Raw genomic sequence first — 23090 nt, 5'->3', positions numbered from 1 at the left:
TGGGTTACATTGTTGACACTTTTTTCTGGCGTAGCCCAAAACGCGCTCTCGTCAAGTCGTTAAGGGTATGGCCTTCAACAGTCCGAACTGGAGTCAAAATGTCCTCACGTAAAGAGCTTGCTAACGCTATTCGTGCGCTGAGCATGGATGCTGTACAGAAAGCCAAATCCGGCCACCCGGGTGCCCCGATGGGTATGGCTGACATTGCCGAAGTCCTGTGGCGTGATTTCATGAACCATAACCCGCAGAATCCGGCCTGGGCCGACCGCGACCGCTTTGTGCTGTCCAACGGCCACGGCTCGATGCTGATTTATAGCCTGCTGCACCTCACCGGTTATGATCTGCCGATCGAAGAGCTGAAAAACTTCCGTCAACTGCACTCTAAGACTCCGGGCCACCCGGAAGTGGGCTACACCGCTGGCGTTGAAACCACCACCGGCCCGTTGGGCCAGGGGATTGCTAACGCCGTGGGCATGGCTATCGCGGAAAAAACGCTGGCTGCGCAGTTCAACCGTCCGGGCCACGATATCGTCGACCACTTCACCTACGCCTTTATGGGCGACGGCTGCATGATGGAAGGGATCTCTCACGAGGTCTGCTCCCTGGCCGGTACCCTGAAACTGGGTAAACTGGTGGCGTTCTATGATGATAACGGTATCTCCATCGACGGTCATGTAGAAGGCTGGTTCACTGATGACACCGCGAAGCGTTTCGAAGCCTACGGCTGGCACGTGGTGCGCGGCGTTGACGGTCACGACGCTGACGCCATCAAACGCGCGGTAGAAGAAGCGCGTGCGGTTACCGACAAACCGTCCCTGCTGATGTGCAAAACCATCATCGGTTTCGGTTCGCCGAACAAAGCCGGTACTCACGACTCTCACGGCGCACCGCTGGGTGATGCAGAAATCGCTCTGACCCGCGAAGCGCTGGGCTGGAAACATCCGGCCTTCGAAATCCCGTCTGACATCTATGCGCAGTGGGATGCCAAAGAAGCCGGTCAGGCGAAAGAAGCGGCCTGGAACGAGAAGTTCGCGGCTTATGCCAAAGCCTTCCCGCAGGAAGCGGCTGAATTCACCCGTCGTATGAAGGGCGAAATGCCGGCTGACTTCGACGCCAAAGCCAGTGAATTTATCGCTAAGCTGCAGGCTAACCCGGCGAAAATCGCCAGCCGTAAAGCGTCGCAGAATGCGATTGAAGCGTTTGGCCCGCTGCTGCCGGAATTCCTCGGCGGTTCCGCTGACCTGGCGCCGTCCAACCTGACTCTCTGGTCTGGTTCGAAAGCGATTAACGAAGACACCGCCGGTAACTATATCCATTACGGCGTGCGTGAATTCGGCATGACCGCGATCGCTAACGGGATCTCTCTGCACGGTGGTTTCCTGCCGTACACCTCCACCTTCCTGATGTTCGTGGAATATGCCCGTAACGCGGTGCGTATGGCGGCGCTGATGAAACAGCGTCAGGTGATGGTCTACACCCACGACTCCATCGGTCTGGGCGAAGATGGCCCGACGCACCAGCCGGTAGAGCAGGTGGCGTCCCTGCGCGTGACCCCGAACATGTCCACATGGCGTCCGTGTGACCAGGTGGAATCGGCGGTGGCGTGGAAATATGGCGTTGAGCGTCACGACGGCCCGACCGCGCTGATCCTCTCTCGTCAGAACCTGGCGCAGCAGGATCGTAGCGAACAGCAGCTGAAAGACATCGCTCGCGGTGGCTACGTGCTGAAAGAGTGCGCAGGTCAGCCAGAGCTTATCTTCATCGCCACCGGTTCTGAAGTTGAACTGGCGGTTGCCGCGTGGGATAAACTGACTGCCGAAGGCGTGAAGGCGCGCGTGGTCTCCATGCCGTCCACCGATGCGTTCGACAAGCAGGATGCGGCGTACCGCGAATCCGTACTGCCGAAAGCGGTCTCTGCTCGCGTGGCCATCGAAGCCGGCATCGCCGACTACTGGTTCAAATACGTCGGCCTGAACGGCGCTATCGTTGGCATGACCACCTTCGGTGAGTCTGCGCCGGCAGAGCTGCTGTTCGAAGAGTTCGGCTTCACCGTTGACAACGTGGTTGCTAAAGCGAAAGCGCTGCTGTAGTCGTTATCTGCCCGGTTATCCGGGCGATAACCGCAGAACAAGCCGGGATAAACGCCCGGCTTTTTTTTCGCGCCGTTATTCCCGATAGCCGCCGACAGATTGCGTATTATTCCAACCAAAATGTGATTTACGTCAGATAACTCACTTCTTCCGCTGGACAGATATTCCTTTTATTCCTCGTTTCGCTTATTCTAGCTGAAGCGTTTCAGTCGTTTAAATGTTCGACAATTAATCAATCAGTCGCAGTTTGCGACGGGTAAGGTTTCCCTTCGGGCGTTGCTGGATTACTCTGTCAGCCATCTCAAATCAGGGACAACCTTGCAGGAGACCTATGACCATACGCATCGCGATTAATGGCTTCGGTCGCATAGGACGCAACGTGGTTCGCGCTTTATATGAATCCGGGCGTCGTGCGGAAATCACCGTGGTGGCAATCAACGAGCTGGCGGATGCGGCGGGCATCGCGCATTTGTTGAAATATGACACCAGTCATGGGCGCTTTGCCTGGGATGTTCGCCAGGAGAGAGAGCAGCTTTACGTCGGCGATGATGCCATACGTCTGCTGCACGAACCTTCGATTGAGGCGCTGCCCTGGCGGGAGCTGGCGGTTGATATTGTTCTCGATTGTACCGGCGTATACGGCAGCCGCGAACACGGCGAAGCCCATATTCGGGCAGGGGCGAAGAAAGTGCTCTTTTCCCACCCCGGCAGCAGCGATCTCGACGCGACCGTTGTATTTGGCGTCAACCATGATGAGTTGCGCCCGGAGCACCGTATTGTCTCTAACGCCTCCTGCACGACCAACTGCATTATCCCGGTCATAAAACTGTTAGATGATGCCTACGGCATCGAGTCAGGAACGGTAACGACAATCCACTCCGCCATGCACGATCAACAGGTGATCGATGCTTATCATCCGGATCTGCGCCGTACGCGCGCGGCCAGCCAGTCGATTATTCCGGTTGATACCAAACTCTCTGCGGGGATCACGCGAATTTTCCCGCAGTTTAACGACCGTTTCGAGGCGATTGCGGTCCGCGTACCGACGATTAATGTGACGGCAATTGACCTTAGCGTGACGGTGAAAAAACCCGTAAAGGCTAACGAAGTCAACCAGTTGCTGCAAAAAGCAGCACAAGGTGCATTTCATGGTATAGTTGACTATACGGAATTGCCGTTGGTCTCGATAGATTTCAACCACGACCCGCACAGCGCTATCGTTGATGGCACGCAAACCCGGGTCAGTGGTGCCCATCTGATCAAAACATTGGTCTGGTGTGATAATGAATGGGGCTTTGCTAACCGGATGCTCGACACGACGTTAGCGATGGCCGTTATTGGTTTCAGGTGAGACATCCCTGCGCAACATTGCTCGCGATGGAGCGCATGGCGTCTGCAAAACTTTAAGAATCATTGAGAGGATTCACCATGTCTGTAATTAAGATGACCGATCTGGATCTGGCTGGTAAACGCGTTTTTATCCGTGCCGATCTGAACGTACCAGTCAAAGACGGGAAAGTAACCAGCGACGCGCGTATCCGTGCTTCTCTGCCGACCATTGAGCTGGCGCTGAAACAGGGTGCTAAAGTGATGGTTACTTCTCACCTGGGTCGTCCGACCGAAGGCGAGTACAACGAAGAATTCTCTCTGCTGCCGGTTGTTAATTACCTGAAAGACAAACTGTCTAACCCGGTACGTCTGGTTAAAGACTACCTGGATGGCGTTGAAGTGGCTGCCGGTGAACTGGTCGTGCTGGAAAACGTTCGCTTTAACAAAGGCGAGAAGAAAGACGACGAAGCGCTGTCTAAGAAATACGCGGCGCTGTGCGACGTGTTTGTGATGGACGCTTTCGGTACCGCACACCGCGCTCAGGCTTCCACTCACGGTATCGGTAAATTCGCCGATGTTGCGTGCGCAGGCCCGCTGCTGGCGGCTGAACTGGACGCGCTGGGTAAAGCGCTGAAAGAGCCGGCTCGTCCGATGGTTGCTATCGTGGGTGGTTCTAAAGTTTCCACTAAACTGACCGTGCTGGATTCCCTGTCTAAAATCGCTGACCAGCTGATCGTCGGTGGCGGCATCGCCAACACCTTCGTTGCCGCTCAGGGCCACAACGTCGGTAAATCCCTGTACGAAGCTGACCTGGTTGACGAAGCGAAACGTCTGCTGACCACCTGCGACATCCCGGTTCCGACCGACGTTCGCGTGGCAACTGAGTTCTCCGAAACAGCGACCGCAACGCTGAAATCTGTTACTGACATCAAAGATGACGAGCAGATCCTGGACCTCGGCGATGTTTCCGCACAGAAACTGGCTGATATCCTGAAAAACGCGAAAACTATTCTGTGGAATGGTCCGGTCGGCGTATTCGAATTCCCGAACTTCCGCAAAGGGACTGAAATCGTGGCTAACGCCATCGCTGACAGCGAAGGTTTCTCCATCGCCGGCGGCGGTGACACCCTGGCCGCGATTGACCTGTTCGGCATTGCGGACAAAATTTCCTACATCTCCACTGGCGGCGGCGCATTCCTCGAATTCGTGGAAGGCAAAGTTCTGCCAGCAGTAGCCATGCTCGAAGAGCGCGCTAAGAAGTAATTCAGTTCAGGCGGGGTAACCCGCCTGTTTTTCAGCGCGCTTAAAGGCTCGCGAACCTTCTTCAACGGTCGAAGATACAGATACAGGATTAAGTAACATGTCTAAAATTTTTGATTTCGTAAAACCGGGCGTCATCACTGGCGACGACGTTCAGAAAGTGTTCCAGGTAGCTAAAGAAAATAACTTTGCTCTGCCGGCGGTTAACTGTGTGGGTACTGACTCCATCAACGCCGTTCTGGAAGCTGCTGCAAAAGTTCGTGCTCCGGTTATCGTTCAGTTCTCCAACGGCGGCGCTGCGTTTATCGCTGGCAAAGGCGTGAAAACTGACGTTCCTCAGGGCGCAGCAATCCTCGGTGCTATCTCTGGCGCACATCACGTTCATCAGATGGCTGAACACTACGGTGTGCCGGTTATTCTGCACACCGACCACTGCGCGAAGAAACTGCTGCCGTGGATCGACGGCCTGCTGGACGCGGGTGAAAAACACTTCGCTGCTACCGGCAAACCGCTGTTCTCTTCTCACATGATCGACCTGTCTGAAGAGTCCCTGCACGAAAACATCGAAATCTGCTCTAAATATCTGGCGCGTATGGCCAAAATGGACATGACGCTGGAAATCGAACTGGGTTGCACCGGTGGCGAAGAAGACGGCGTGGACAACAGCCACATGGACGCTTCTGCCCTGTACACTCAGCCGGAAGACGTTGATTACGCGTACACTGAGCTGAGCAAAATCAGCCCGCGTTTCACCATCGCCGCTTCCTTCGGTAACGTACACGGCGTGTACAAGCCGGGTAACGTCGTCCTGACCCCGACCATCCTGCGCGATTCTCAGGAATATGTTTCTAAGAAACACAACCTGCCGCACAACAGCCTGAACTTCGTCTTCCACGGCGGTTCCGGTTCTTCCGCTCAGGAAATCAAAGACTCCGTAAGCTACGGCGTTATCAAAATGAACATCGATACCGACACCCAATGGGCAACCTGGGACGGTATCCTGCAGTACTACAAAACCAACGAAGCTTACCTGCAGGGCCAGCTGGGCAACCCGAAAGGCGAAGACCAGCCGAACAAGAAATACTACGATCCGCGCGTATGGCTGCGTGCCGCACAGACGTCCATGGTGACTCGTCTGGAGCAGGCATTTAAAGAGCTGAACGCGGTAGACGTTCTGTAAAAAATCTTTTTCTTGCCCGAAAGCCCGCTGAACAGCGGGCTTTTTTTTATGGTTGAACAACGCGATATCTCGCGGTGAACTGTGATCAACTTGGCAAAACACGGGCATATTGTTTACCCTTAGTTAACCTGTCGCTGTACAGGTTTGGTTTTTTATTCCCCCTACGGGTATTCATAAGGAAGATTAAATGGAAGAGTTGAACGTTGGCGATAGCCTACACAACGCCAGTTCCTGGCTGGTGCGCAATCAGGAAGTCCTGCTGAGCTATGCCGTCAATATCGTTGCCGCTATCGCGATTATTATCGTCGGTATGATTGTGGCACGGGTCATCTCTAATACGGTGAACCGACTGATGCTGGCGCGTAAGATTGATGCGACCGTTGCCGATTTTCTGTCCGCCCTGGTGCGCTATGCCGTTGTCGCGTTCACCCTGATTGCCGCATTAGGCCGCGTAGGCGTGCAGACGGCATCGGTGATCGCCGTCCTCGGCGCCGCCGGTTTAGCCGTAGGCCTGGCGCTGCAAGGCTCGCTGGCGAACCTTGCCTCCGGTGTGCTGCTGGTGACTTTCCGTCCGTTCCGCGCAGGGGAATACGTTGATCTTGGCGGCACGGCGGGGACGGTGCTCAACGTGCAAATTTTCTCCACTACGCTGCGCACGGCTGACGGAAAAATCATCATCATCCCGAATAAGAAGGTGATCGAAGGCAATATCACTAACTTCTCGCGCGAGCCGGCACGCCGTAATGAACTTATCATTGGCGTGGGGTATGACTCCGATATTGAGCTGGTGAAGAAGCTGATCACCGATATTATTGAATCCGACGATCGCATCCTTAAAGATCGTGAAAGGGTTGTCCGTCTGAATGAACTCGGCGCATCGTCCATCAATTTTGTGGTACGCGTGTGGAGTAAAAGCAGCGATCTGCAAAACGTCTACTGGGATGTGCTGGAACGTGTGAAGCGCGATTTTGATGCCAACGGTATCAACTTTCCCTATCCGCAGATGGATGTGAATGTTAAAAGTCTCAAAGAGCCTTCTGAGTAATCTCCCCGGCCCGGCGTCTCCTGCCGGGCCTGTTATTAGCATCGCTAATAGTTAATAAATATTTTCCATTTCCTCTAATAAAAACGCCGCTGTATAGTCTGCGCTTATGACGAAAGAGTAGGGTTTTTATTATGCTATCTTATTATTTTCAGGGGCTTATGCTGGGCGCTGCGATGATCCTGCCGCTTGGCCCGCAAAACGCTTTTGTGATGAATCAGGGGATTCGTCGGCAGTATCATTTGATGATCGCGCTCCTGTGCGCGTTGAGCGATCTGTTGCTGATTTGCGCCGGTATTTTTGGCGGTAGCGCATTGCTGATGCAGTCGCCGTGGCTACTGGCACTGGTCACCTGGGGAGGCGTGGCCTTTCTGCTATGGTATGGTTTTGGCGCTCTGAGAACGGCGTTGAGCAGCAACCTGGAACTGGCCAGCGCGGAAGTCATGAAGCAGGGGCGCTGGAAAATTATCGTCACCATGCTGGCGGTCACCTGGCTTAACCCGCATGTCTATCTCGACACTTTCGTCGTGTTGGGCAGCCTGGGGGGACAGCTGGCCGTGGAGCCAAAGCGCTGGTTTGCGTTAGGCACCATCAGCGCGTCATTCCTGTGGTTCTTTGGCCTGGCGCTGCTGGCGGCGTGGCTGGCGCCACGCTTACGTACTGCGCGAGCGCAGCGGATTATTAATGTGCTGGTCGGTCTGGTGATGGGGGTTATTGCGCTGCAGCTGGCGAAAGATGGTCTCCAGCATGTCCAGGCCCTTTTTTACCAGGCTTAGTCCGATGGACTTTCGCTGCGGACGCGTTAAGCTTGCAGACATGCGTCCGTAGACGGGCGACCCAATGTAAGATGGAGAAACGACAGTGAAGTTAAAACTCATAGCCCTCGCGGCAGCAATCGGATTGAGTGCGGTGGCAGTACAGGCAAATGAATTGCCGAATGGCCCACACATTGTAACCTCGGGTACCGCCAGCGTCGCCGCCGTACCGGATATCGCCACTCTGGCGATTGAAGTGAACGTTGCCGCGAAAGACGCCGCATCGGCGAAAAAGCAGGCCGACGATCGCGTGGCGCAGTATCTCTCTTTCCTCGAAAAGAATGGCATCGCCAAAAAAGATATCAACTCAGCAAACCTGCGTACCCAGCCTGATTACGACTATCAGAATGGCAAAAGCATTCTGAAAGGCTACCGCGCGGTGCGCACCGTCGAAGTGACGTTGCGTCAACTGGACAAGCTGAACGGTTTGTTGGATGGCGCGCTGAAAGCGGGTCTGAATGAAGTTCGTTCTGTTTCGCTGGGCGTTGCGCAACCGGATGCCTATAAAGATAAAGCGCGTAAAGCGGCCATTGATGACGCGGTACATCAGGCGCAAGAGCTGGCGTCAGGCTTCCACAGCAAGCTGGGACCGGTGTATAGCGTGCGTTACCATGTGTCGAACTATCAGCCGAGCCCGATGGTACGCATGATGAAGGCTGCCGATGCGGCGCCGGTCTCCGCGCAGGAAACCTACGAGCAGGCGACCATTCAGTTTGACGATCAGGTCGATGTTGTTTTTGAACTGCAGCCCGCTCAGCCCGCTGCGGCCCCCGCAGCGCCGGCTAAGCAGCCTGATGCGGCACAGTAAGCTATAAAAACAAAAAGCCACTTCATCTGAAGTGGCTTTTTTATCACCGGCGTTTAGTCCTGGCGCAGCACCTTGTGGCCGTAATCGATCAATGCATCGGTGACCCGGCGCATCATCCGGCTTTCCGGCGCGAAGCGGTGCCAGTAGAGCATCCGACGCTGAAACAGCCCCGGCGTGAGGTCGATAAGCTCGCCGCTGTTGAGCTCTTTTTCAATCTGCAGATGCGGGATCATGCAGCAGGTGGTGCCCTGGCGCGCAAGCTGCACAAAGGCTTCAGAAGAGTTAACGATATGGCACGGGACGCTGCCCGGCGGCAAATCGAAGTTCTGCTGTAAAAACGCCTGATGCATATCATCCAGATGATCGAAAGCGACAACCGGTGCTTTCAGCAGCGCTGAGCGGGTGACGCCGTTAGGGAAATAGCGTTGCGCAAACTCTTTCGAGGCGACGAACAGGTAGTCCAGCGCCCCGAGTTGATCCACCAGACAGCTTGGCAGCGCCTGCGGCTGAATACTCACCGCGCCGACCACTTCGCCGCGGCGCAAGCGTTCCTGAGTTCGGGTTTCATCTTCCACCTGCAGATTGAGGCGGATAGGGGAGTCGGAAAGGACGTTAGACAGCGCGGGCAAAAGCCAGGTCGCCAGACTGTCGGCGTTGACTGCCAGCGACAGCAGCAGCGGCGTGGAGCCGGTCTGTTCATCGCCCAGCCACTCCTCTTCCAGCAGCTCAACCTGACGCAGCAGAGCCAGCAGTTTCTGTCCTTGTTCGGTCGGACGCGGCGGCACGGTACGGACCAGCAGCGGCTGGCCGAACATATTTTCCAGCTGTTTTATACGCTGAGAGACGGCGGACTGTGTAATGCATAGCTTCTGCGCGGCGCGCTCAAACCCACGTTCTCTGATCACCGCATCCAGCGCTTGTAATGTTCTGTAGTCCGGTCGTTTCATTATTCTGGCGTACCCCTGTCACTTTTCATTAACTCGCACTATGACATAAATTCGCTTTTGATGAAGATGAAAAATGGTCTGTTCAGTTGTGTGACCGTGCCGCAGGGACAATTCCGCCCCCGGTGTTCTATAATGCGCCACAGGTATTCACATCTCGGACCATAATCATGACGCAAGATGAACTGAAAAAAGCAGTAGGCTGGGCGGCATTGCAGTATGTACAACCGGGCACCATCGTGGGTGTCGGCACGGGCTCCACGGCCGCGCATTTTATCGATGCGCTGGGCACCATGAAAGGGCAGATTGAAGGCGCTGTTTCCAGCTCTGATGCCTCCACCGAAAAACTGAAAAGCCTTGGCATTCCGGTTTTCGATCTTAACAGCGTGGACCGTCTGGGGATCTATGTTGATGGCGCTGACGAGATTAACGGCCATATGCAGATGATCAAAGGCGGTGGGGCGGCGTTAACCCGCGAAAAGATTATCGCCTCGGTAGCCGACAAGTTTATCTGTATCGCTGATGCCTCTAAGCAGGTGGATATTCTGGGCAAATTCCCACTGCCGGTAGAAGTCATCCCGATGGCGCGTAGCGCCGTTGCGCGTGAGCTGGTGAAGCTGGGCGGTCGTCCGGAGTATCGCCAGGGCGTGGTGACCGACAACGGTAACGTGATTCTTGACGTGTTCGGCCTGGAAATTCTGGATGCCATCGCGCTGGAAAATAAAATTAACGGTATTCCTGGCGTCGTCACCGTCGGCCTGTTTGCCAACCGCGGAGCGGATGTGGCACTGATCGGAACCGCCGATGGCGTGAAAACCATCGTAAAATAATATAATTGGGGGGGCGAATGGCTCCCCCGCAAATATTTTTTCTCCAGGCTGAATTTGGTGACTTCTGTCACATTTATGTGCTATGCCTTAGTAACAATCTGCCTTTTCTTTTATTTCTGGTGTTTTGTCCCGTCATTTCCCTCTGCGTGATATTTCTTCAGGTCGTCGACGCAAACGTTCATATTGCCGCGATAGTTTTTTTTGATATGTTGCTGAGAAGAACTTTCGTTCGGCACGACATCAGATAAGACAAAACAGGACGGGGAAATGGCTAAGGTATCACTGGAAAAAGACAAAATTAAGTTTCTGCTGGTTGAAGGTGTGCATCAAAAAGCGCTGGAGAATCTTCGCGCGGCGGGCTACACCAATATCGAATTTCATAAAGGTGCGCTGGACAGCGAAGCGCTGAAAGCGTCGATCCGTGATGCCCATTTCATTGGCCTGCGTTCCCGTACGCATCTGACTGAAGAGATCTTTGCCGCAGCGGAAAAACTGGTGGCGGTCGGCTGTTTCTGTATCGGCACCAACCAGGTTGATTTAGACGCGGCAGCGAAACGCGGGATTCCCGTTTTCAACGCGCCGTTCTCAAATACCCGCTCCGTTGCTGAGCTGGTCATTGGCGAACTGCTGCTGATGCTACGCGGCGTACCGGAAGCTAACGCCAAAGCGCACCGCGGCGTGTGGAACAAACTGGCGGTCGGCAGTTTTGAAGCGCGTGGTAAAAAACTGGGGATTATCGGTTACGGTCACATTGGTACCCAGCTGGGTATTCTGGCTGAATCTCTGGGGATGCACGTCTATTTCTATGATATCGAAAGCAAACTGCCGCTGGGTAACGCCACCCAGGTCCAGCATCTCTCCGACCTGCTGAATATGAGCGATGTGGTCAGTCTGCATGTGCCGGAAAACGCCTCCACCAAAAATATGATGGGTGCGCAGGAACTGGCGCTGATGAAACCTGGCGCGCTGCTGATCAACGCCTCGCGCGGTACGGTTGTGGATATCCCTGCGCTGTGCGATGCGCTGGCGCGTAAGCACCTGGCGGGGGCGGCGATTGACGTCTTCCCGACCGAACCGGCGACCAACAGCGATCCGTTCACCTCGCCGCTGTGCGAGTTTGACAACGTCATCCTGACGCCGCATATCGGCGGCTCGACTCAGGAAGCGCAGGAGAATATCGGTCTGGAAGTGGCCGGTAAGCTGGCGAAGTATTCCGACAACGGTTCAACGCTCTCTGCGGTGAACTTCCCGGAAGTGTCGCTGCCGCTGCACGGCGGTCGTCGTTTGCTGCATATCCACGAAAACCGTCCGGGCGTGCTGACTGCTATCAACCAGATCTTTGCCACGCAGAGCATCAACATTGCAGCGCAGTATCTGCAAACCACGCCGCAGATGGGCTATGTGGTCATTGATATTGAAGCTGAAGAAGATGTAGCTCAGCAAGCGCTGCAGGCCATGAAGGCAATCCCGGGTACCATTCGCGCCCGTCTGCTGTTCTAACTTCTTTTTTGCCAGCGGGCAGGTCATCGACCTGCCCCTTTTCTCCTGATAGACCCTTCTGCAATTTCCCGTCGCCATACCAAACGCTTTGCGAGTCTTGCCGCAAACGGTGATTAAAGCCGATTGAAGTCGTTGTGCCTGAAAGAAAGGAATCTACGATAAAGACTCTGCGTGGGGCTGATACGGGAAAGCCCCTACCGAGGCAGGGGCTCTAAAAGGAAAGGGACGATGATGAGACTCTTCATCATGCTGCTTATCCTGTTAATCATTGCCTGGCCGGTATATTAACAGAGAGAATGCAGGAGGGAGGTTCGCCTCCCTCACCCTTTACCCAGGAATTTAGGTGAAAAAATCAGCAATGTCAATTGTTCGGGCATTTTACCAGAGCCAGGTTTTTGACGGCGTGATGACTGCGGGCAGCGGGATATCCCACTGCTCCGTCGGCAGCGCGTCGACCTGTTGGCAATCATGAGCGTAGCCGACCGGCTGCAGGCGATGCTGCCGCCAGTTTTGCAGCGTCCGGTCGTAAAATCCGCCGCCCATTCCCAGGCGCTGTCCCGCGGCATCAAACGCGACCAGCGGCGTTACCAGTACATCCAGCTGGCTCAGAGGGAGGACATCCCGGACGTCGAGCTTCGGTTCGCGGATTTTCAGGCGATTCACCACCAGATCGCTGCTTGGGTGGTAGTGCAGAAACAGAAGATTGCCGGGGCTGAACGGATGAAGCACGGGGAGATAGACCCGTTTGCCCGCCCGCCAGAGCTGATCAATCAGCGCCCGCGTATCCAGCTCGCCATCAAACGAAAGAAATACCGCGACCGTATGCGCGAGCAGAACCGGCGTATACGCCATCATTCTGTCCGCCGCCTGGAGGGCGAACTGCGTTTGCTGCTCCGGCGTTAACGCGCGTCGGCGTTGTCGGATCTGCTGGCGAATTTGCTGCCTGGTATAGGGGGGATCTGACAGTAGAGTCATACCTGAGTCTCATCGGTAAGCAAACGATACAAACAGGCGTAGTTTAATACACGACGGCAAAAGCCGAAAATTAACTTAGGGAAGGGGAAACGAAAAAGAAGGGAATCTCCGAGATGCCGCCGCAGGCTGTAACCCTTGAACCCTTGGTTCAAGGTGAATGCGTCGTCACAGTTTTAAGGCTTCTCGGACGGACCGAGCATGCTCACCAACCATGGAGCGCCACATTCTTGTGGTATGAAATATCGGCTCAGGGGACTGGCCCGCTTGCAAACATCTCAGAGAAATTTTGTTCTTGCGCTTACTCTAACACAGTTAACTGCAAAGTGTTATTCAAACTTCGGCCCGGTTCTTTCGCTTGTGCGACCTTGCTCAAGCAACGCTTGTTCGATGGTCTGCTGAAGCATCCGAATACGCTGTTCCATGCTGGAGGCGTAATCGCGGGTTTTCGCTTTTTCCTGAGTCAACTCGTAGCTGATGTTCAACGCGGCGATGAAGACCAGCTGCTCAGTATTTGTGACTCTAGTGCGTTCTTTTAAATCTTGCAACCGCTGATTCAGGTCATCAGCTGCCTGATTCAAGGCATCCCTTTGTTCAGGCGGGCAATTCACACGCAGTGAACGGCCAAAAATTTGGAGATCGACGGGTTGTGCAGACATGCCACCTTCCTGCTGATTGACTGCGCGGCCTTCACGCCCGAATCCGGGGCTGCAAAGGGGCGACACTATAGCTACCCTGGTGCGAAGGTACAAGCCCTATTCTGGTTCACCAGGGTCCAAAGTGGTAGCATATCATGAATATTCCTCCCAACGATGACGAATGCGCATGTCTATACAGAACGAAATGCCTGGCTACAACGCCGTAGACCAGTTACTGAACCAACAGGGCGTGGGCTTAACCCCGGCCGAAATGCACGGTTTGATCAGTGGGATCCTGTGCGGCGGCAATAAAGACAGCAGCTGGCAGCCGCTGGTGCACGACCTGACAAACGAAGGCCTTGCATTCGGGCATGAGCTGGCCGAGTCTCTGCGCGCCATCCATTCCGTGACCAGCGACTCGCTGGAAGACGACGGTTTCCTGTTCCAGCTCTATTTACCGGAAGGTGACGCGGTCAGCGTGTTTGAACGTGCCGACGCGCTGGCCGGTTGGGTTAACCATTTCCTGCTCGGACTGGGCGTCACGCAGCCTAAACTGGATAAAATCAAAGACGACACCGGCGAAGCCATCGACGACCTGCGTAACATTGCGCAACTGGGGTACGACGAAGACGAAGATCAGGAAGAGCTGGAGATGTCGTTGGAAGAGATTATCGAGTACGTGCGCGTCGCTGCGCTGCTGTGCCACGAAACCTTTTCTCGCCAGCAGCCAACCGCACCGGAAGTTCGCAAGCCAACATTACACTAACGATAATTTGTTGAGGGGGCGTCATGACACAGCAGGAATTTCTTTCTCGTCGCCAGGCATTGCTGGCGCAGATGCAGCCAGGCAGCGCCGCGCTGATTTTCGCCGCACCGGAAGCGGTCCGCAGCGCCGATTCAGAATACCCCTACCGGCAGAACAGCGATTTTTGGTACTTCACGGGATTTAATGAGCCGGAAGCCCTGCTGGTGTTGATTAAAAGCGACGACACCCACAACCATAGCGTGCTGTTTAACCGCGTTCGCGATCTGACCGCAGAGATCTGGTTCGGCCGTCGTCTGGGGCAGGAGGCCGCGCCGTCAAAGCTGGGCGTCGACCGCGCTCTGGCGTTCAGCGAAATTAATCAGCAATTATTCCAGCTGCTTAACGGCCTTGATGCTATCTATTTTGCCCAGGGCGAATATGCCTGTGCCGACAAAATCGTCTTCACCGCGCTGGAAAAACTGCGTAAAGGCGTGCGCCAGAATCTGCAGGCGCCCGGCTCAGTGATTGACTGGCGGCCGATGGTGCATGAGATGCGCCTGTTTAAATCGCCGGAAGAGCTGGAGGTGATGCGCCGCGCTGGCGAAATTTCCGCGCTGGCGCATACCCGTGCGATGCAGAAATGCCGTCCGGGCATGTTCGAATACCAGCTGGAAGGGGAAATTCTGCATGAATTCAACCGCCACGGCGCCCGTTTTCCTTCCTATAACACCATCGTCGGCGGTGGGGAAAACGGCTGTATTCTCCATTACACGGAAAACGAATCCGAGCTGCGCGATGGCGACCTGGTGCTGATTGACGCCGGCTGTGAATACCGCGGCTATGCCGGCGATATTACCCGCACCTTCCCGGTGAACGGTAAATTCAGCCCGGCGCAGCGCGAGATTTACGATATTGTCCTCGAATCGCTGGAAACCGCGCTGGAGCTTTACCGTCCTGGCACCTCGATTCAGCAGGTTAACCAGCAGGTGGTGCGCATCATGATTAGCGGTCTGGTGCGCCTCGGCATCCTCAAAGGGGATATCGACGAGCTGATGGTGAACAACGCCCACCGTCCGTACTTTATGCACGGCCTGAGCCACTGGCTGGGACTCGATGTCCATGATGTCGGTCGCTACGATGTCGATCGTTCGCGTCTCCTTGAGCCGGGTATGGTATTGACCGTCGAACCGGGTCTCTATATTGCCGTCGACGCCGATGTGCCGCCGCAGTATCGTGGCATTGGCGTGCGTATTGAAGACGATATTGTCATTACCGCAGACGGTAACGAAAACCTGACCGCTGGCGTGGTGAAAAAAGCCGACGATATCGAGGCGCTGATGGCGGCGGTGCGGCGGTCATGAGCGTCCTGATCGTTGGCGGAGGGATGACCGGGGCGACGCTGGCGTTAGCTATTTCCCGTTTAACCGACGGCGCGCTGCCGGTGCATCTGGTCGAGGCGGCGCCGCCGGATTCATCGCAGCATCCGGGGTTTGATGCCCGCGCGATTGCGCTGGCGGCGGGAACCTGCCAGCAGCTGGCGCGTATCGGCATCTGGCAAGGCATTGCCGATTGCGCGACGCCGATTCAGCGCGTTCACGTCAGCGACCGTGGGCACGCGGGATTCGTGACTCTCGAGGCGCAGGATTACGGTCTGGCGGCGCTAGGCCAGGTGGTGGAGCTGCACGATATCGGCCAGCGCTTGTTTGCGCAACTGCGCGAAGCGCCGGGGATTACCTTGCATTGCCCGGCGAAAGTTGAAGACGTCACCCGACGGGAGGAGGGCGTCAGCATGACCCTCGATAGCGGCGAGACGATCGCAGGCCAGCTGCTGGTCGCCGCCGACGGTTCGCGCTCCACGCTGGGCGCCCGCTGCGGCATGAACTGGCAGCAGCAGCCCTACGAACAGCTGGCGGTTATTGCCAACGTCAGCACGGTGTTGCCCCATGAAGGGCGCGCCTTCGAACGCTTCACCGAACAGGGTCCGTTGGCCATGCTGCCGATGTCGCACGGACGCTGTTCGTTGGTCTGGTGCCACCCGCAGTCGCGGCGCGATGAGCTGCTGGGGTGGTCCGACGCACAATTTTGCGAGCAGCTGCAGCAGGCGTTTGGCTGGCGGCTAGGGCGCATCACGCATGCCGGGAAGCGCAGCGTTTATCCATTGGCGTTGACTACCGCTACGCGCCCGGTTTCCCATCGCCTGGCGCTGGTCGGTAATGCGGCGCAGACGCTGCATCCCATCGCCGGGCAGGGCTTTAATCTCGGCCTGCGGGATGTGATGAGCCTGGCGGAAACGCTGGCGCAGGCCTGCGCTGACGGCCAGGATCCCGGCGATTACTCGCTTCTTTGTCACTATCAGGCGCGGCGAGCGGATGATAAGGCCGCGACCATCGGTGTGACCGATGGGCTGGTGCATCTGTTTGCTAATCGTTGGGCACCGCTGGTGGCGGGGCGCAACGTGGGTCTGATGGCGATGGAATTATTCACCCCGGCGCGCGACGCGCTGGCGCAGCGTACCCTCGGTTGGGTTCCTCGTTAAGGAGTTGAACGTGCAAAGTGTTGATGTTGCCATTGTTGGCGGTGGCATGGTGGGCCTGGCGGTCGCCTGCGGTTTGCAGGGCAGCGGGCTGCGGGTTGCGGTGCTGGAACAAGCCGAGCCGCAGCCGTTAAACGCCGACGCGCCGCCGGCGCTGCGGGTATCCGCCATTAACGCCGCCAGCGAAAAACTGCTTACCCGGCTGGATGTCTGGCCGGAGATTATCGCCCGGCGCGCCAGCTGCTATCACGGAATGGAAGTGTGGGATAAGGACAGCTTTGGCCACATCAGCTTTGATGACCAGAGTATGGGTTTCAGCCACCTTGGCCATATTATTGAAAATGCGGTCGTTCATCATGCGCTGTGGCAAAAGGCGCAGCGTTGCGCCGATGTCACGCTGCTGGCCCCGGCTCAGTTGCAGCAGGTGGCATGGGGAGAAAACGAAGCATTTCTCAACCTGCAGGATGGCAAGATGTTGACCGCCAGGCTGATGGTCGGCGCCGATGGCGCGAACTCGTGGTTGCGCAACAAAGCGGATATATCGCTGACGTTCTGGGACTATCGCCATCATGCGCTGGTGGCCACCATTCGTACCGAAGAGCCGCACCAGGCGATTGCCCGTCAGGCGTTCCACGGCGACGGCATTCTGGCGTTTCTGCCGCTGAGCGATCCGCATCTGTGTTCGATAGTCTGGTCGCTAGCGCCGCAGGAAGCGCAGCGGATGCAGCAGGCCGACGAGGCGGCGTTTAATCAGGCGTTGAATATTGCCTTCGATAACCGGCTTGGCCTGTGCCAGCTGGCAAGCGAGCGTCAGACTTTCCCGTTGACCGGTCGCTACGCGCGCCAGTTTGCCGCCCATCGCCTGGCGCTGGTTGGCGATGCCGCGCACACCATCCATCCGCTGGCCGGCCAGGGGGTGAACCTGGGCTTTATGGACGCAGCGGAACTGATCGATGAACTCCGTCGTCTGCATGCGCAGGGCAAAGATATTGGTCAGTACCTGTACCTGCGTCGCTATGAACGTAGCCGCAAGCACAGCGCCGCGATGATGCTGGCGGGGATGCAGGGCTTTCGCGAAATGTTCTCCGGCAGCCACCCGGCGAAGAAACTGCTGCGCGATATTGGCCTCAAACTGGCGGATACGCTACCTGGCGTCAAACCGCAGTTGATCCGCCAGGCAATGGGCCTAAACGATCTTCCTGCCTGGTTACGTTAAGCGCGTCACACTTCTCTCTCCCGGCTCCGCGCCGGGTTTTCTCCTCTCATTTGAAATAATCTAATCTCACCCATTTTTTCGCATTAGTTTTATTAATGCCTCTCTTTTTTTGAAACAGAAATCAGGCCTCTTTTTTCGCATAAAATACCATCATGCTCGGTGTTGTTAGTCTCATATGTTAATTTTATGTGGCGTAAATCGCTTTTTTCCAGTCAATAACTCTGTAGTCTTTTTGGCGACTTTTAGTCATAAGCTAATGTGATGTTCTGATTTAGCTTATGGTTTAGCGCCGGGTTCGGTGGTAAGTTCAGGCCAAAGAGAACGTTTGCGTCGGCACCTGGACATCGCGCCGACGGCGGATTTCCTGGTGCGAAATCGCCCCAATGACATCGCCCACCCCAGTAGCGGGTTCCGTTTTATTCGATGAGGAAAAGATGGCTCAACAGACTCCGTTGTATGAACAACACACGCTGTGCGGCGCTCGCATGGTGGACTTCCATGGCTGGATGATGCCGCTACATTATGGTTCCCAGATTGATGAGCACCATGCGGTACGGGGCGACGCCGGAATGTTCGATGTTTCGCACATGACCATCGTCGATTTCCACGGCAGCCGCATTCGGGAGTTCCTGCGCCATCTGCTGGCTAACGACGTCGCGAAGCTGACGGTGCCTGGCAAAGCGCTGTATACCGGCATGCTTACCGCGTCCGCCGGCGTCATCGATGACCTGATTGTCTATTTCCTTCGCGAAGATTATTTCCGCCTCGTGGTTAACTCCGCCACCCGTGAAAAAGATCTCGCCTGGATTACCCGGCAGGCTGAACCCTATGGTCTTGAGGTGACGGTCCGTGACGATCTTTCGCTGATTGCCGTACAGGGGCCGCAGGCGAAAGCGAAAGCGGCAACCCTGTTCACCGACGCACAGCGTCAGGCTGTAGAAGGGATGAAACCATTTTTTGGCGTGCAGGCCGGCGATCTGTTTATTGCGACCACCGGTTATACCGGTGAAGCCGGGTACGAAATCGCTATGCCGAATGAGCAGGCCGCTGATTTCTGGCGTGGCCTGCTGGACGCTGGCGTGAAGCCGTGCGGTCTGGGCGCTCGCGATACCTTGCGTCTGGAAGCGGGGATGAACCTGTATGGTCAGGAGATGGATGAAAGCATCTCTCCGCTGGCGGCGAATATGGGCTGGACCATTGCCTGGGAACCCGCCGATCGCGCGTTCATCGGCCGCGAAGCGCTGGAACTGCAGCGTGAAAAAGGTACCGAGCAACTGGTGGGGCTGGTGATGACCGAGAAAGGCGTCCTGCGCGGCGGTTTGCCGGTGCGCTTTAGCGATGCAGACGGTAATCAGAAAGAAGGTATTATCACCAGTGGCACCTTCTCGCCGACGCTGGGCTACAGTATCGCGCTGGCGCGCGTACCGGCAGGTATCGGCGAGACGGCCATTGTGCAGATTCGCAACCGCGAAATGCCGGTAAAAGTGACTAAACCTGTTTTTGTACGCAACGGCAAAGCCGTGGTGTGATTCCCCCTTTTCTGGAGATTAATTGATGAGCAACGTACCAGCAGAACTGAAATACAGTAAAGAACACGAATGGTTGCGCAAAGACGCTGATGGCACCTACACCGTCGGGATCACCGAACATGCCCAGGAACTGCTTGGCGATATGGTTTTCGTCGATCTGCCGGACGTCGGCACAACTGTTGAAGCAGGCGACGACTGCGCGGTTGCCGAGTCGGTGAAAGCGGCTTCGGATATTTATGCCCCGATTAGCGGCGAGATTGTGGCGGTGAACGAAGAGCTGAACGACTCTCCGGAACTGGTGAACAGCGACCCGTACGCAGACGGCTGGATCTTCAAAATTAAGGCCAGCGATGAAACACAGGTTGCGGCCCTGCTTGACGCGGTTGCCTATGCGGCACTGCTGGAAAACGAGTAAATATCTTACTCCTTCACGCTGCGGGCATCCGCTGCCGGCAGCGTGAATGATTTTTGTCTGTTCAGGTAAGTAAAGACACATACGATTCACTGCACGTTTCAGGAACCCTCGCTCATGACTCAGACTTTAGGTCAGCTTGAAAACCGCGGCGCCTTTATTGAACGTCACATCGGTCCGGATGCTCAGCAACAGCAGGAGATGCTGAATATCGTCGGCGCCGATTCGCTTAACGCTCTGACTGGCCAGATTGTGCCGCAGGATATTCAGCTGGCGACCCCTCCACAGGTGGGTGACGCGACTACCGAATTCGCCGCGCTGGCGGAGCTGAAGGCGATCGCCGGTCGCAACAAGCGCTTCAAGTCTTACATCGGCATGGGCTACACCGCCGTGCAGCTGCCGCCGGTTATTCAGCGCAATATGCTGGAAAACCCGGGCTGGTATACCGCTTACACCCCTTACCAGCCGGAAGTTTCCCAGGGCCGCCTGGAATCACTGCTGAATTTCCAGCAGGTGACCCTCGATCTGACCGGGCTGGATATCGCCTCCGCCTCGCTGCTGGATGAGGCGACCGCCGGTGCTGAAGCGATGGCGATGGCTAAACGCGTCAGCAAGCTGAAGAATGCGAATCGCTTCTTCGTTGCCGCCGACGTACATCCGCAGACCCTGGACGTGGTGCGCACCCGCGCCGCAACCTTTGGTTTTGATGTCATCGTTGATGAGGCGGAAAAAGCGCTCGACCATCAGGACGTTTTCGGCGTACTGCTGCAGCAGGTAGGCACCACCGGCGAAGTTCATGACTACAGCACGCTGATCGCCGAACTGAAAGCACGCAAAGTCGTGGTCAGCGTCGCCGCCGACTTCATGGCGCTGGTTCTGTTGACCGCGCCGGGCAAACAGGGGGCCGACATCGTCTTTGGCTCCGCCCAGCGTTTTGGCGTGCCGATGGGCTACGGCGGCCCGCACGCGGCTTTCTTTGCCGCAAAAGATGAATTTAAACGCTCGATGCCGGGCCGTATTATCGGCGTATCAAAAGATGCCGCCGGTAATACCGCGCTGCGTATGGCGATGCAGACCCGCGAACAGCATATCCGTCGCGAGAAAGCGAACTCCAATATTTGTACTTCCCAGGTACTGCTGGCAAATATCGCCAGCCTGTACGCGGTGTTCCACGGGCCAGAGGGCCTCAAGCGCATCGCCAGCCGTATCCATCGCCTGACCGATATTCTGGCCGACGGGCTGCAGAAAAAAGGGCTCAGGCTGCGCCACGCCCACTACTTCGACACCCTGTGCGTGGAAGTGGTTGACAAAGCGGCGGTGCTGGCACGCGCCGAAGCGCTGGAAATTAACCTGCGCAGCGACATCCATAATGCCGTTGGCATCACCCTTGATGAAGCGACAACCCGCGAAGATGTGCTGAACCTGTTCCGCGCCATTATTGGCGACGATCGTGGTCTGGATATTGAGACGCTGGATAAAGACGTGGCGCTCGACAGCTGCTCGATCCCGGAAAGCATGCTGCGTAACGACGCGATCCTGACGCACCCGGTGTTCAATCGCTACCACAGCGAAACCGAGATGATGCGCTACATGCATTCGCTGGAGCGTAAAGATCTGGCGCTGAACCAGGCGATGATCCCGCTGGGCTCCTGCACCATGAAGCTCAACGCCGCGGCGGAAATGATCCCGATCACCTGGCCTGAATTTGCCGAGCTGCACCCGTTCTGCCCGGCGGAGCAGGCGGAAGGCTACCACCAGATGATAGCCCAACTCTCCGACTGGCTGGTAAAACTGACCGGCTACGATGCCGTCTGCATGCAGCCAAACTCCGGCGCGCAGGGCGAGTATGCGGGCCTGCTGGCTATTCGCCACTATCACGAAAGCCGCCACGAAGGCCATCGCGACATCTGCCTGATCCCAAGTTCTGCGCACGGCACCAACCCGGCATCGGCACAGATGGCCGGTATGCAGGTTGTGGTTGTCGCCTGTGATAAAAACGGCAACATCGATCTTGCGGATCTGCGCCTCAAGGCGGAGCAGGCGGGTGAAAATCTCTCCTGCATCATGGTGACCTACCCGTCAACGCACGGCGTTTACGAAGAGACGATCCGCGAAGTGTGCGAGATAGTGCATCAGTCCGGCGGGCAGGTTTACCTCGACGGCGCCAACATGAACGCCCAGGTCGGCATTACCTCTCCGGGCTTTATCGGCGCGGACGTCTCGCACCTTAACCTGCACAAAACCTTCTGCATTCCGCACGGCGGCGGCGGTCCGGGTATGGGACCGATTGGCGTCAAAGCGCATCTGGCGCCGTTTGTTCCGGGCCACAGCGTGGTACAGATAGAAGGGATGCTGACCCGTCAGGGCGCGGTTTCCGCTGCACCGTTCGGCAGCGCTTCCATTCTGCCAATCAGCTGGATGTATATCCGTATGATGGGCGCCGAAGGGTTGAAGCAGGCGAGCCAGATGGCAATCCTCAATGCTAACTACATCGCGACCCGCCTGAAAGAGGCGTTCCCGGTGCTTTATACCGGTCGCGACGGTCGCGTGGCGCACGAATGTATTCTGGATATTCGTCCTCTGAAAGAAGAGACCGGTATCAGCGAGCTGGATATTGCTAAGCGTCTGATCGACTTCGGTTTCCACGCGCCGACGATGTCCTTCCCGGTTGCCGGTACGCTGATGGTTGAGCCGACGGAATCAGAAAGCAAAGTTGAGCTGGACCGCTTCATAGAGGCGATGCTGGCGATTCGTAGTGAAATCGATCGCGTGAAAGCGGGCGAGTGGCCGCTGGAAGATAACCCGCTGGTGAACGCCCCGCATACCCAGGGTGAGCTGGTGGCGGAATGGCATCATCCGTATACCCGCGAGCTGGCGGTATTCCCGGCTGGTCTGGCGAATAAATACTGGCCGACGGTGAAGCGTCTGGACGATGTCTACGGCGACCGTAACCTGTTCTGCTCCTGTGTACCGATGAGCGAATACCAGTAATCCACTGACTGGACTATCTTTTAAAGGCGCTTCGGCGCCTTTATTTTTTGGGGGAGAGGATGGCTATAGCACTGATTACCGGCGCCAGCCGCGGAATAGGTCAGGCGACGGCGCTGCTGCTGGCGCTGGAAGTGGCGGCGCAGGGGATTCGCGTCAACGGCGTGCGTCCCGGCTTTATCTATAGCGGGATGCTCGCGGCGGGCAGCCGGAGGAGGTCGCACAGGCCATCGCCTGGCTGCTGAGCGACAAAGCCTCT

At 56.4% G+C, this 23090-nt stretch carries 19 protein-coding genes, 1 other RNA gene and 1 pseudogene; 17 read left to right on the top strand and 4 right to left on the bottom strand.

Annotated features, from left to right (window positions below; genetic code table 11):
* Positions 1–98 precede the first annotated feature (98 nt).
* The 7 genes from tkt to CWM52_RS06750 all read left to right on the top strand — a co-directional run bounded on the left by tkt (position 99) and on the right by CWM52_RS06750 (position 8524).
* Positions 99–2090: a transketolase gene (gene tkt / locus CWM52_RS06780; RefSeq protein WP_100683406.1), complete on the top strand. Its 1992-nt coding sequence runs from the start codon at positions 99–101 to the stop codon at positions 2088–2090.
* 331 nt (positions 2091–2421) lie between these two features.
* Positions 2422–3441: an erythrose-4-phosphate dehydrogenase gene (epd, locus tag CWM52_RS06775; protein WP_100683405.1), complete on the top strand. Its 1020-nt coding sequence runs from the start codon at positions 2422–2424 to the stop codon at positions 3439–3441.
* Between the two features lie 77 nt (positions 3442–3518).
* On the top strand, positions 3519–4682 hold the full coding sequence (gene pgk / locus CWM52_RS06770; protein WP_100683404.1) for a phosphoglycerate kinase: 1164 nt from the start codon (positions 3519–3521) through the stop codon (positions 4680–4682).
* Between the two features lie 97 nt (positions 4683–4779).
* A complete protein-coding gene (gene fbaA, locus CWM52_RS06765) occupies positions 4780–5859 on the top strand; it encodes a class II fructose-bisphosphate aldolase (protein ID WP_100683403.1) in 1080 nt (359 codons plus the stop codon).
* Positions 5860–6046: 187 nt separating this feature from the next.
* Positions 6047–6904, top strand: a complete 858-nt coding sequence (gene mscS / locus CWM52_RS06760; RefSeq protein WP_100683402.1) for a small-conductance mechanosensitive channel MscS — start codon at positions 6047–6049, stop codon at positions 6902–6904.
* Positions 6905–7035: 131 nt separating this feature from the next.
* Positions 7036–7677, top strand: coding sequence for an arginine exporter ArgO (gene argO / locus CWM52_RS06755; protein ID WP_100683401.1), 642 nt, complete (start codon positions 7036–7038; stop codon positions 7675–7677).
* 85 nt (positions 7678–7762) lie between these two features.
* Positions 7763–8524, top strand: a complete 762-nt coding sequence (locus CWM52_RS06750; RefSeq protein WP_100683400.1) for an oxidative stress defense protein — start codon at positions 7763–7765, stop codon at positions 8522–8524.
* Between the two features lie 53 nt (positions 8525–8577).
* On the opposite strand, the gene argP is transcribed toward CWM52_RS06750, so the two are convergent.
* A complete protein-coding gene (argP, locus tag CWM52_RS06745) occupies positions 8578–9471 on the bottom strand; it encodes a DNA-binding transcriptional regulator ArgP (RefSeq protein ID WP_004867418.1) in 894 nt (297 codons plus the stop codon).
* Positions 9472–9638: 167 nt separating this feature from the next.
* On the opposite strand from argP, the gene rpiA reads away from it, so the two are divergent.
* Together rpiA and serA are read left to right on the top strand one after the other, a co-directional pair.
* Positions 9639–10298, top strand: a complete 660-nt coding sequence (gene rpiA / locus CWM52_RS06740) for a ribose-5-phosphate isomerase RpiA (protein ID WP_004867416.1) — start codon at positions 9639–9641, stop codon at positions 10296–10298.
* 267 nt (positions 10299–10565) lie between these two features.
* Complete coding sequence (serA, locus tag CWM52_RS06735) at positions 10566–11798, top strand: phosphoglycerate dehydrogenase (protein WP_100683399.1); 1233 nt, start codon at positions 10566–10568, stop codon at positions 11796–11798.
* A 378-nt stretch (positions 11799–12176) separates the two neighbouring features.
* Here serA and CWM52_RS06730 read toward each other — a convergent pair whose 3' ends face one another.
* The 3 genes from CWM52_RS06730 to zapA form a co-directional block, all read right to left on the bottom strand.
* Positions 12177–12773 (bottom strand): 5-formyltetrahydrofolate cyclo-ligase, encoded by a 597-nt coding sequence (locus tag CWM52_RS06730; RefSeq protein WP_100683398.1) that lies wholly within the window; start codon positions 12771–12773, stop codon positions 12177–12179.
* Between the two features lie 101 nt (positions 12774–12874).
* Positions 12875–13058, bottom strand: a non-coding RNA gene (ssrS, locus tag CWM52_RS06725) — 6S RNA.
* Between the two features lie 41 nt (positions 13059–13099).
* A complete protein-coding gene (gene zapA / locus CWM52_RS06720) occupies positions 13100–13429 on the bottom strand; it encodes a cell division protein ZapA (protein WP_100683397.1) in 330 nt (109 codons plus the stop codon).
* 166 nt (positions 13430–13595) lie between these two features.
* Here zapA and CWM52_RS06710 point away from each other — a divergent pair, with 166 nt between their 5' ends.
* The 8 genes and pseudogenes from CWM52_RS06710 to CWM52_RS06675 form a co-directional block, all read left to right on the top strand.
* Positions 13596–14174 (top strand): YecA family protein, encoded by a 579-nt coding sequence (locus tag CWM52_RS06710; protein ID WP_133121729.1) that lies wholly within the window; start codon positions 13596–13598, stop codon positions 14172–14174.
* Between the two features lie 23 nt (positions 14175–14197).
* Positions 14198–15514: a Xaa-Pro aminopeptidase gene (gene pepP / locus CWM52_RS06705; protein ID WP_100683395.1), complete on the top strand. Its 1317-nt coding sequence runs from the start codon at positions 14198–14200 to the stop codon at positions 15512–15514.
* A complete protein-coding gene (gene ubiH, locus CWM52_RS06700; protein ID WP_100683394.1) occupies positions 15511–16689 on the top strand; it encodes a 2-octaprenyl-6-methoxyphenyl hydroxylase in 1179 nt (392 codons plus the stop codon). Before pepP ends, ubiH begins: the two co-directional genes overlap by 4 nt.
* 10 nt (positions 16690–16699) lie before the next feature.
* Entirely contained in the window at positions 16700–17902 is a 1203-nt protein-coding gene (ubiI, locus tag CWM52_RS06695) for an FAD-dependent 2-octaprenylphenol hydroxylase (protein WP_100683393.1), read from the top strand.
* 434 nt (positions 17903–18336) lie between these two features.
* Positions 18337–19431 (top strand): glycine cleavage system aminomethyltransferase GcvT, encoded by a 1095-nt coding sequence (gene gcvT, locus CWM52_RS06690; protein ID WP_100683392.1) that lies wholly within the window; start codon positions 18337–18339, stop codon positions 19429–19431.
* A 25-nt stretch (positions 19432–19456) separates the two neighbouring features.
* Entirely contained in the window at positions 19457–19846 is a 390-nt protein-coding gene (gcvH, locus tag CWM52_RS06685) for a glycine cleavage system protein GcvH (RefSeq protein WP_100683391.1), read from the top strand.
* 114 nt (positions 19847–19960) lie between these two features.
* Positions 19961–22834, top strand: coding sequence for an aminomethyl-transferring glycine dehydrogenase (gcvP, locus tag CWM52_RS06680; protein WP_100683390.1), 2874 nt, complete (start codon positions 19961–19963; stop codon positions 22832–22834).
* Positions 22835–22917: 83 nt separating this feature from the next.
* A pseudogene (locus CWM52_RS06675) lies at positions 22918–23090 on the top strand (NAD(P)-dependent oxidoreductase); the annotation flags it as partial.

Source organism: Raoultella sp. T31 (assembly GCF_002806725.1).
Classification (GTDB): domain Bacteria; phylum Pseudomonadota; class Gammaproteobacteria; order Enterobacterales; family Enterobacteriaceae; genus Klebsiella; species Klebsiella electrica.
Note: the sequence above shows the minus strand (reverse complement) of the source record. Positions and strands in the feature narration are given on the sequence as shown.

Excerpts from the sequence above, each read along its gene's own strand:
- tkt (WP_100683406.1), top strand. The coding sequence starts at position 99 with ATGTCCTCACGTAAAGAGCTTGCTAACGCTATTCGTGCGCTGAGCATG.
- epd (WP_100683405.1), top strand. The coding sequence starts at position 2,422 with ATGACCATACGCATCGCGATTAATGGCTTCGGTCGCATAGGACGCAAC.
- pgk (WP_100683404.1), top strand. The coding sequence starts at position 3,519 with ATGTCTGTAATTAAGATGACCGATCTGGATCTGGCTGGTAAACGCGTT.
- fbaA (WP_100683403.1), top strand. The coding sequence starts at position 4,780 with ATGTCTAAAATTTTTGATTTCGTAAAACCGGGCGTCATCACTGGCGAC.
- mscS (WP_100683402.1), top strand. The coding sequence starts at position 6,047 with ATGGAAGAGTTGAACGTTGGCGATAGCCTACACAACGCCAGTTCCTGG.
- argO (WP_100683401.1), top strand. The coding sequence starts at position 7,036 with ATGCTATCTTATTATTTTCAGGGGCTTATGCTGGGCGCTGCGATGATC.
- argP (WP_004867418.1), bottom strand. The coding sequence starts at position 9,471 with ATGAAACGACCGGACTACAGAACATTACAAGCGCTGGATGCGGTGATC.
- rpiA (WP_004867416.1), top strand. The coding sequence starts at position 9,639 with ATGACGCAAGATGAACTGAAAAAAGCAGTAGGCTGGGCGGCATTGCAG.
- serA (WP_100683399.1), top strand. The coding sequence starts at position 10,566 with ATGGCTAAGGTATCACTGGAAAAAGACAAAATTAAGTTTCTGCTGGTT.
- CWM52_RS06730 (WP_100683398.1), bottom strand. The coding sequence starts at position 12,773 with ATGACTCTACTGTCAGATCCCCCCTATACCAGGCAGCAAATTCGCCAG.
- zapA (WP_100683397.1), bottom strand. The coding sequence starts at position 13,429 with ATGTCTGCACAACCCGTCGATCTCCAAATTTTTGGCCGTTCACTGCGT.
- CWM52_RS06710 (WP_133121729.1), top strand. The coding sequence starts at position 13,596 with ATGTCTATACAGAACGAAATGCCTGGCTACAACGCCGTAGACCAGTTA.
- pepP (WP_100683395.1), top strand. The coding sequence starts at position 14,198 with ATGACACAGCAGGAATTTCTTTCTCGTCGCCAGGCATTGCTGGCGCAG.
- ubiH (WP_100683394.1), top strand. The coding sequence starts at position 15,511 with ATGAGCGTCCTGATCGTTGGCGGAGGGATGACCGGGGCGACGCTGGCG.
- gcvT (WP_100683392.1), top strand. The coding sequence starts at position 18,337 with ATGGCTCAACAGACTCCGTTGTATGAACAACACACGCTGTGCGGCGCT.
- gcvH (WP_100683391.1), top strand. The coding sequence starts at position 19,457 with ATGAGCAACGTACCAGCAGAACTGAAATACAGTAAAGAACACGAATGG.
- gcvP (WP_100683390.1), top strand. The coding sequence starts at position 19,961 with ATGACTCAGACTTTAGGTCAGCTTGAAAACCGCGGCGCCTTTATTGAA.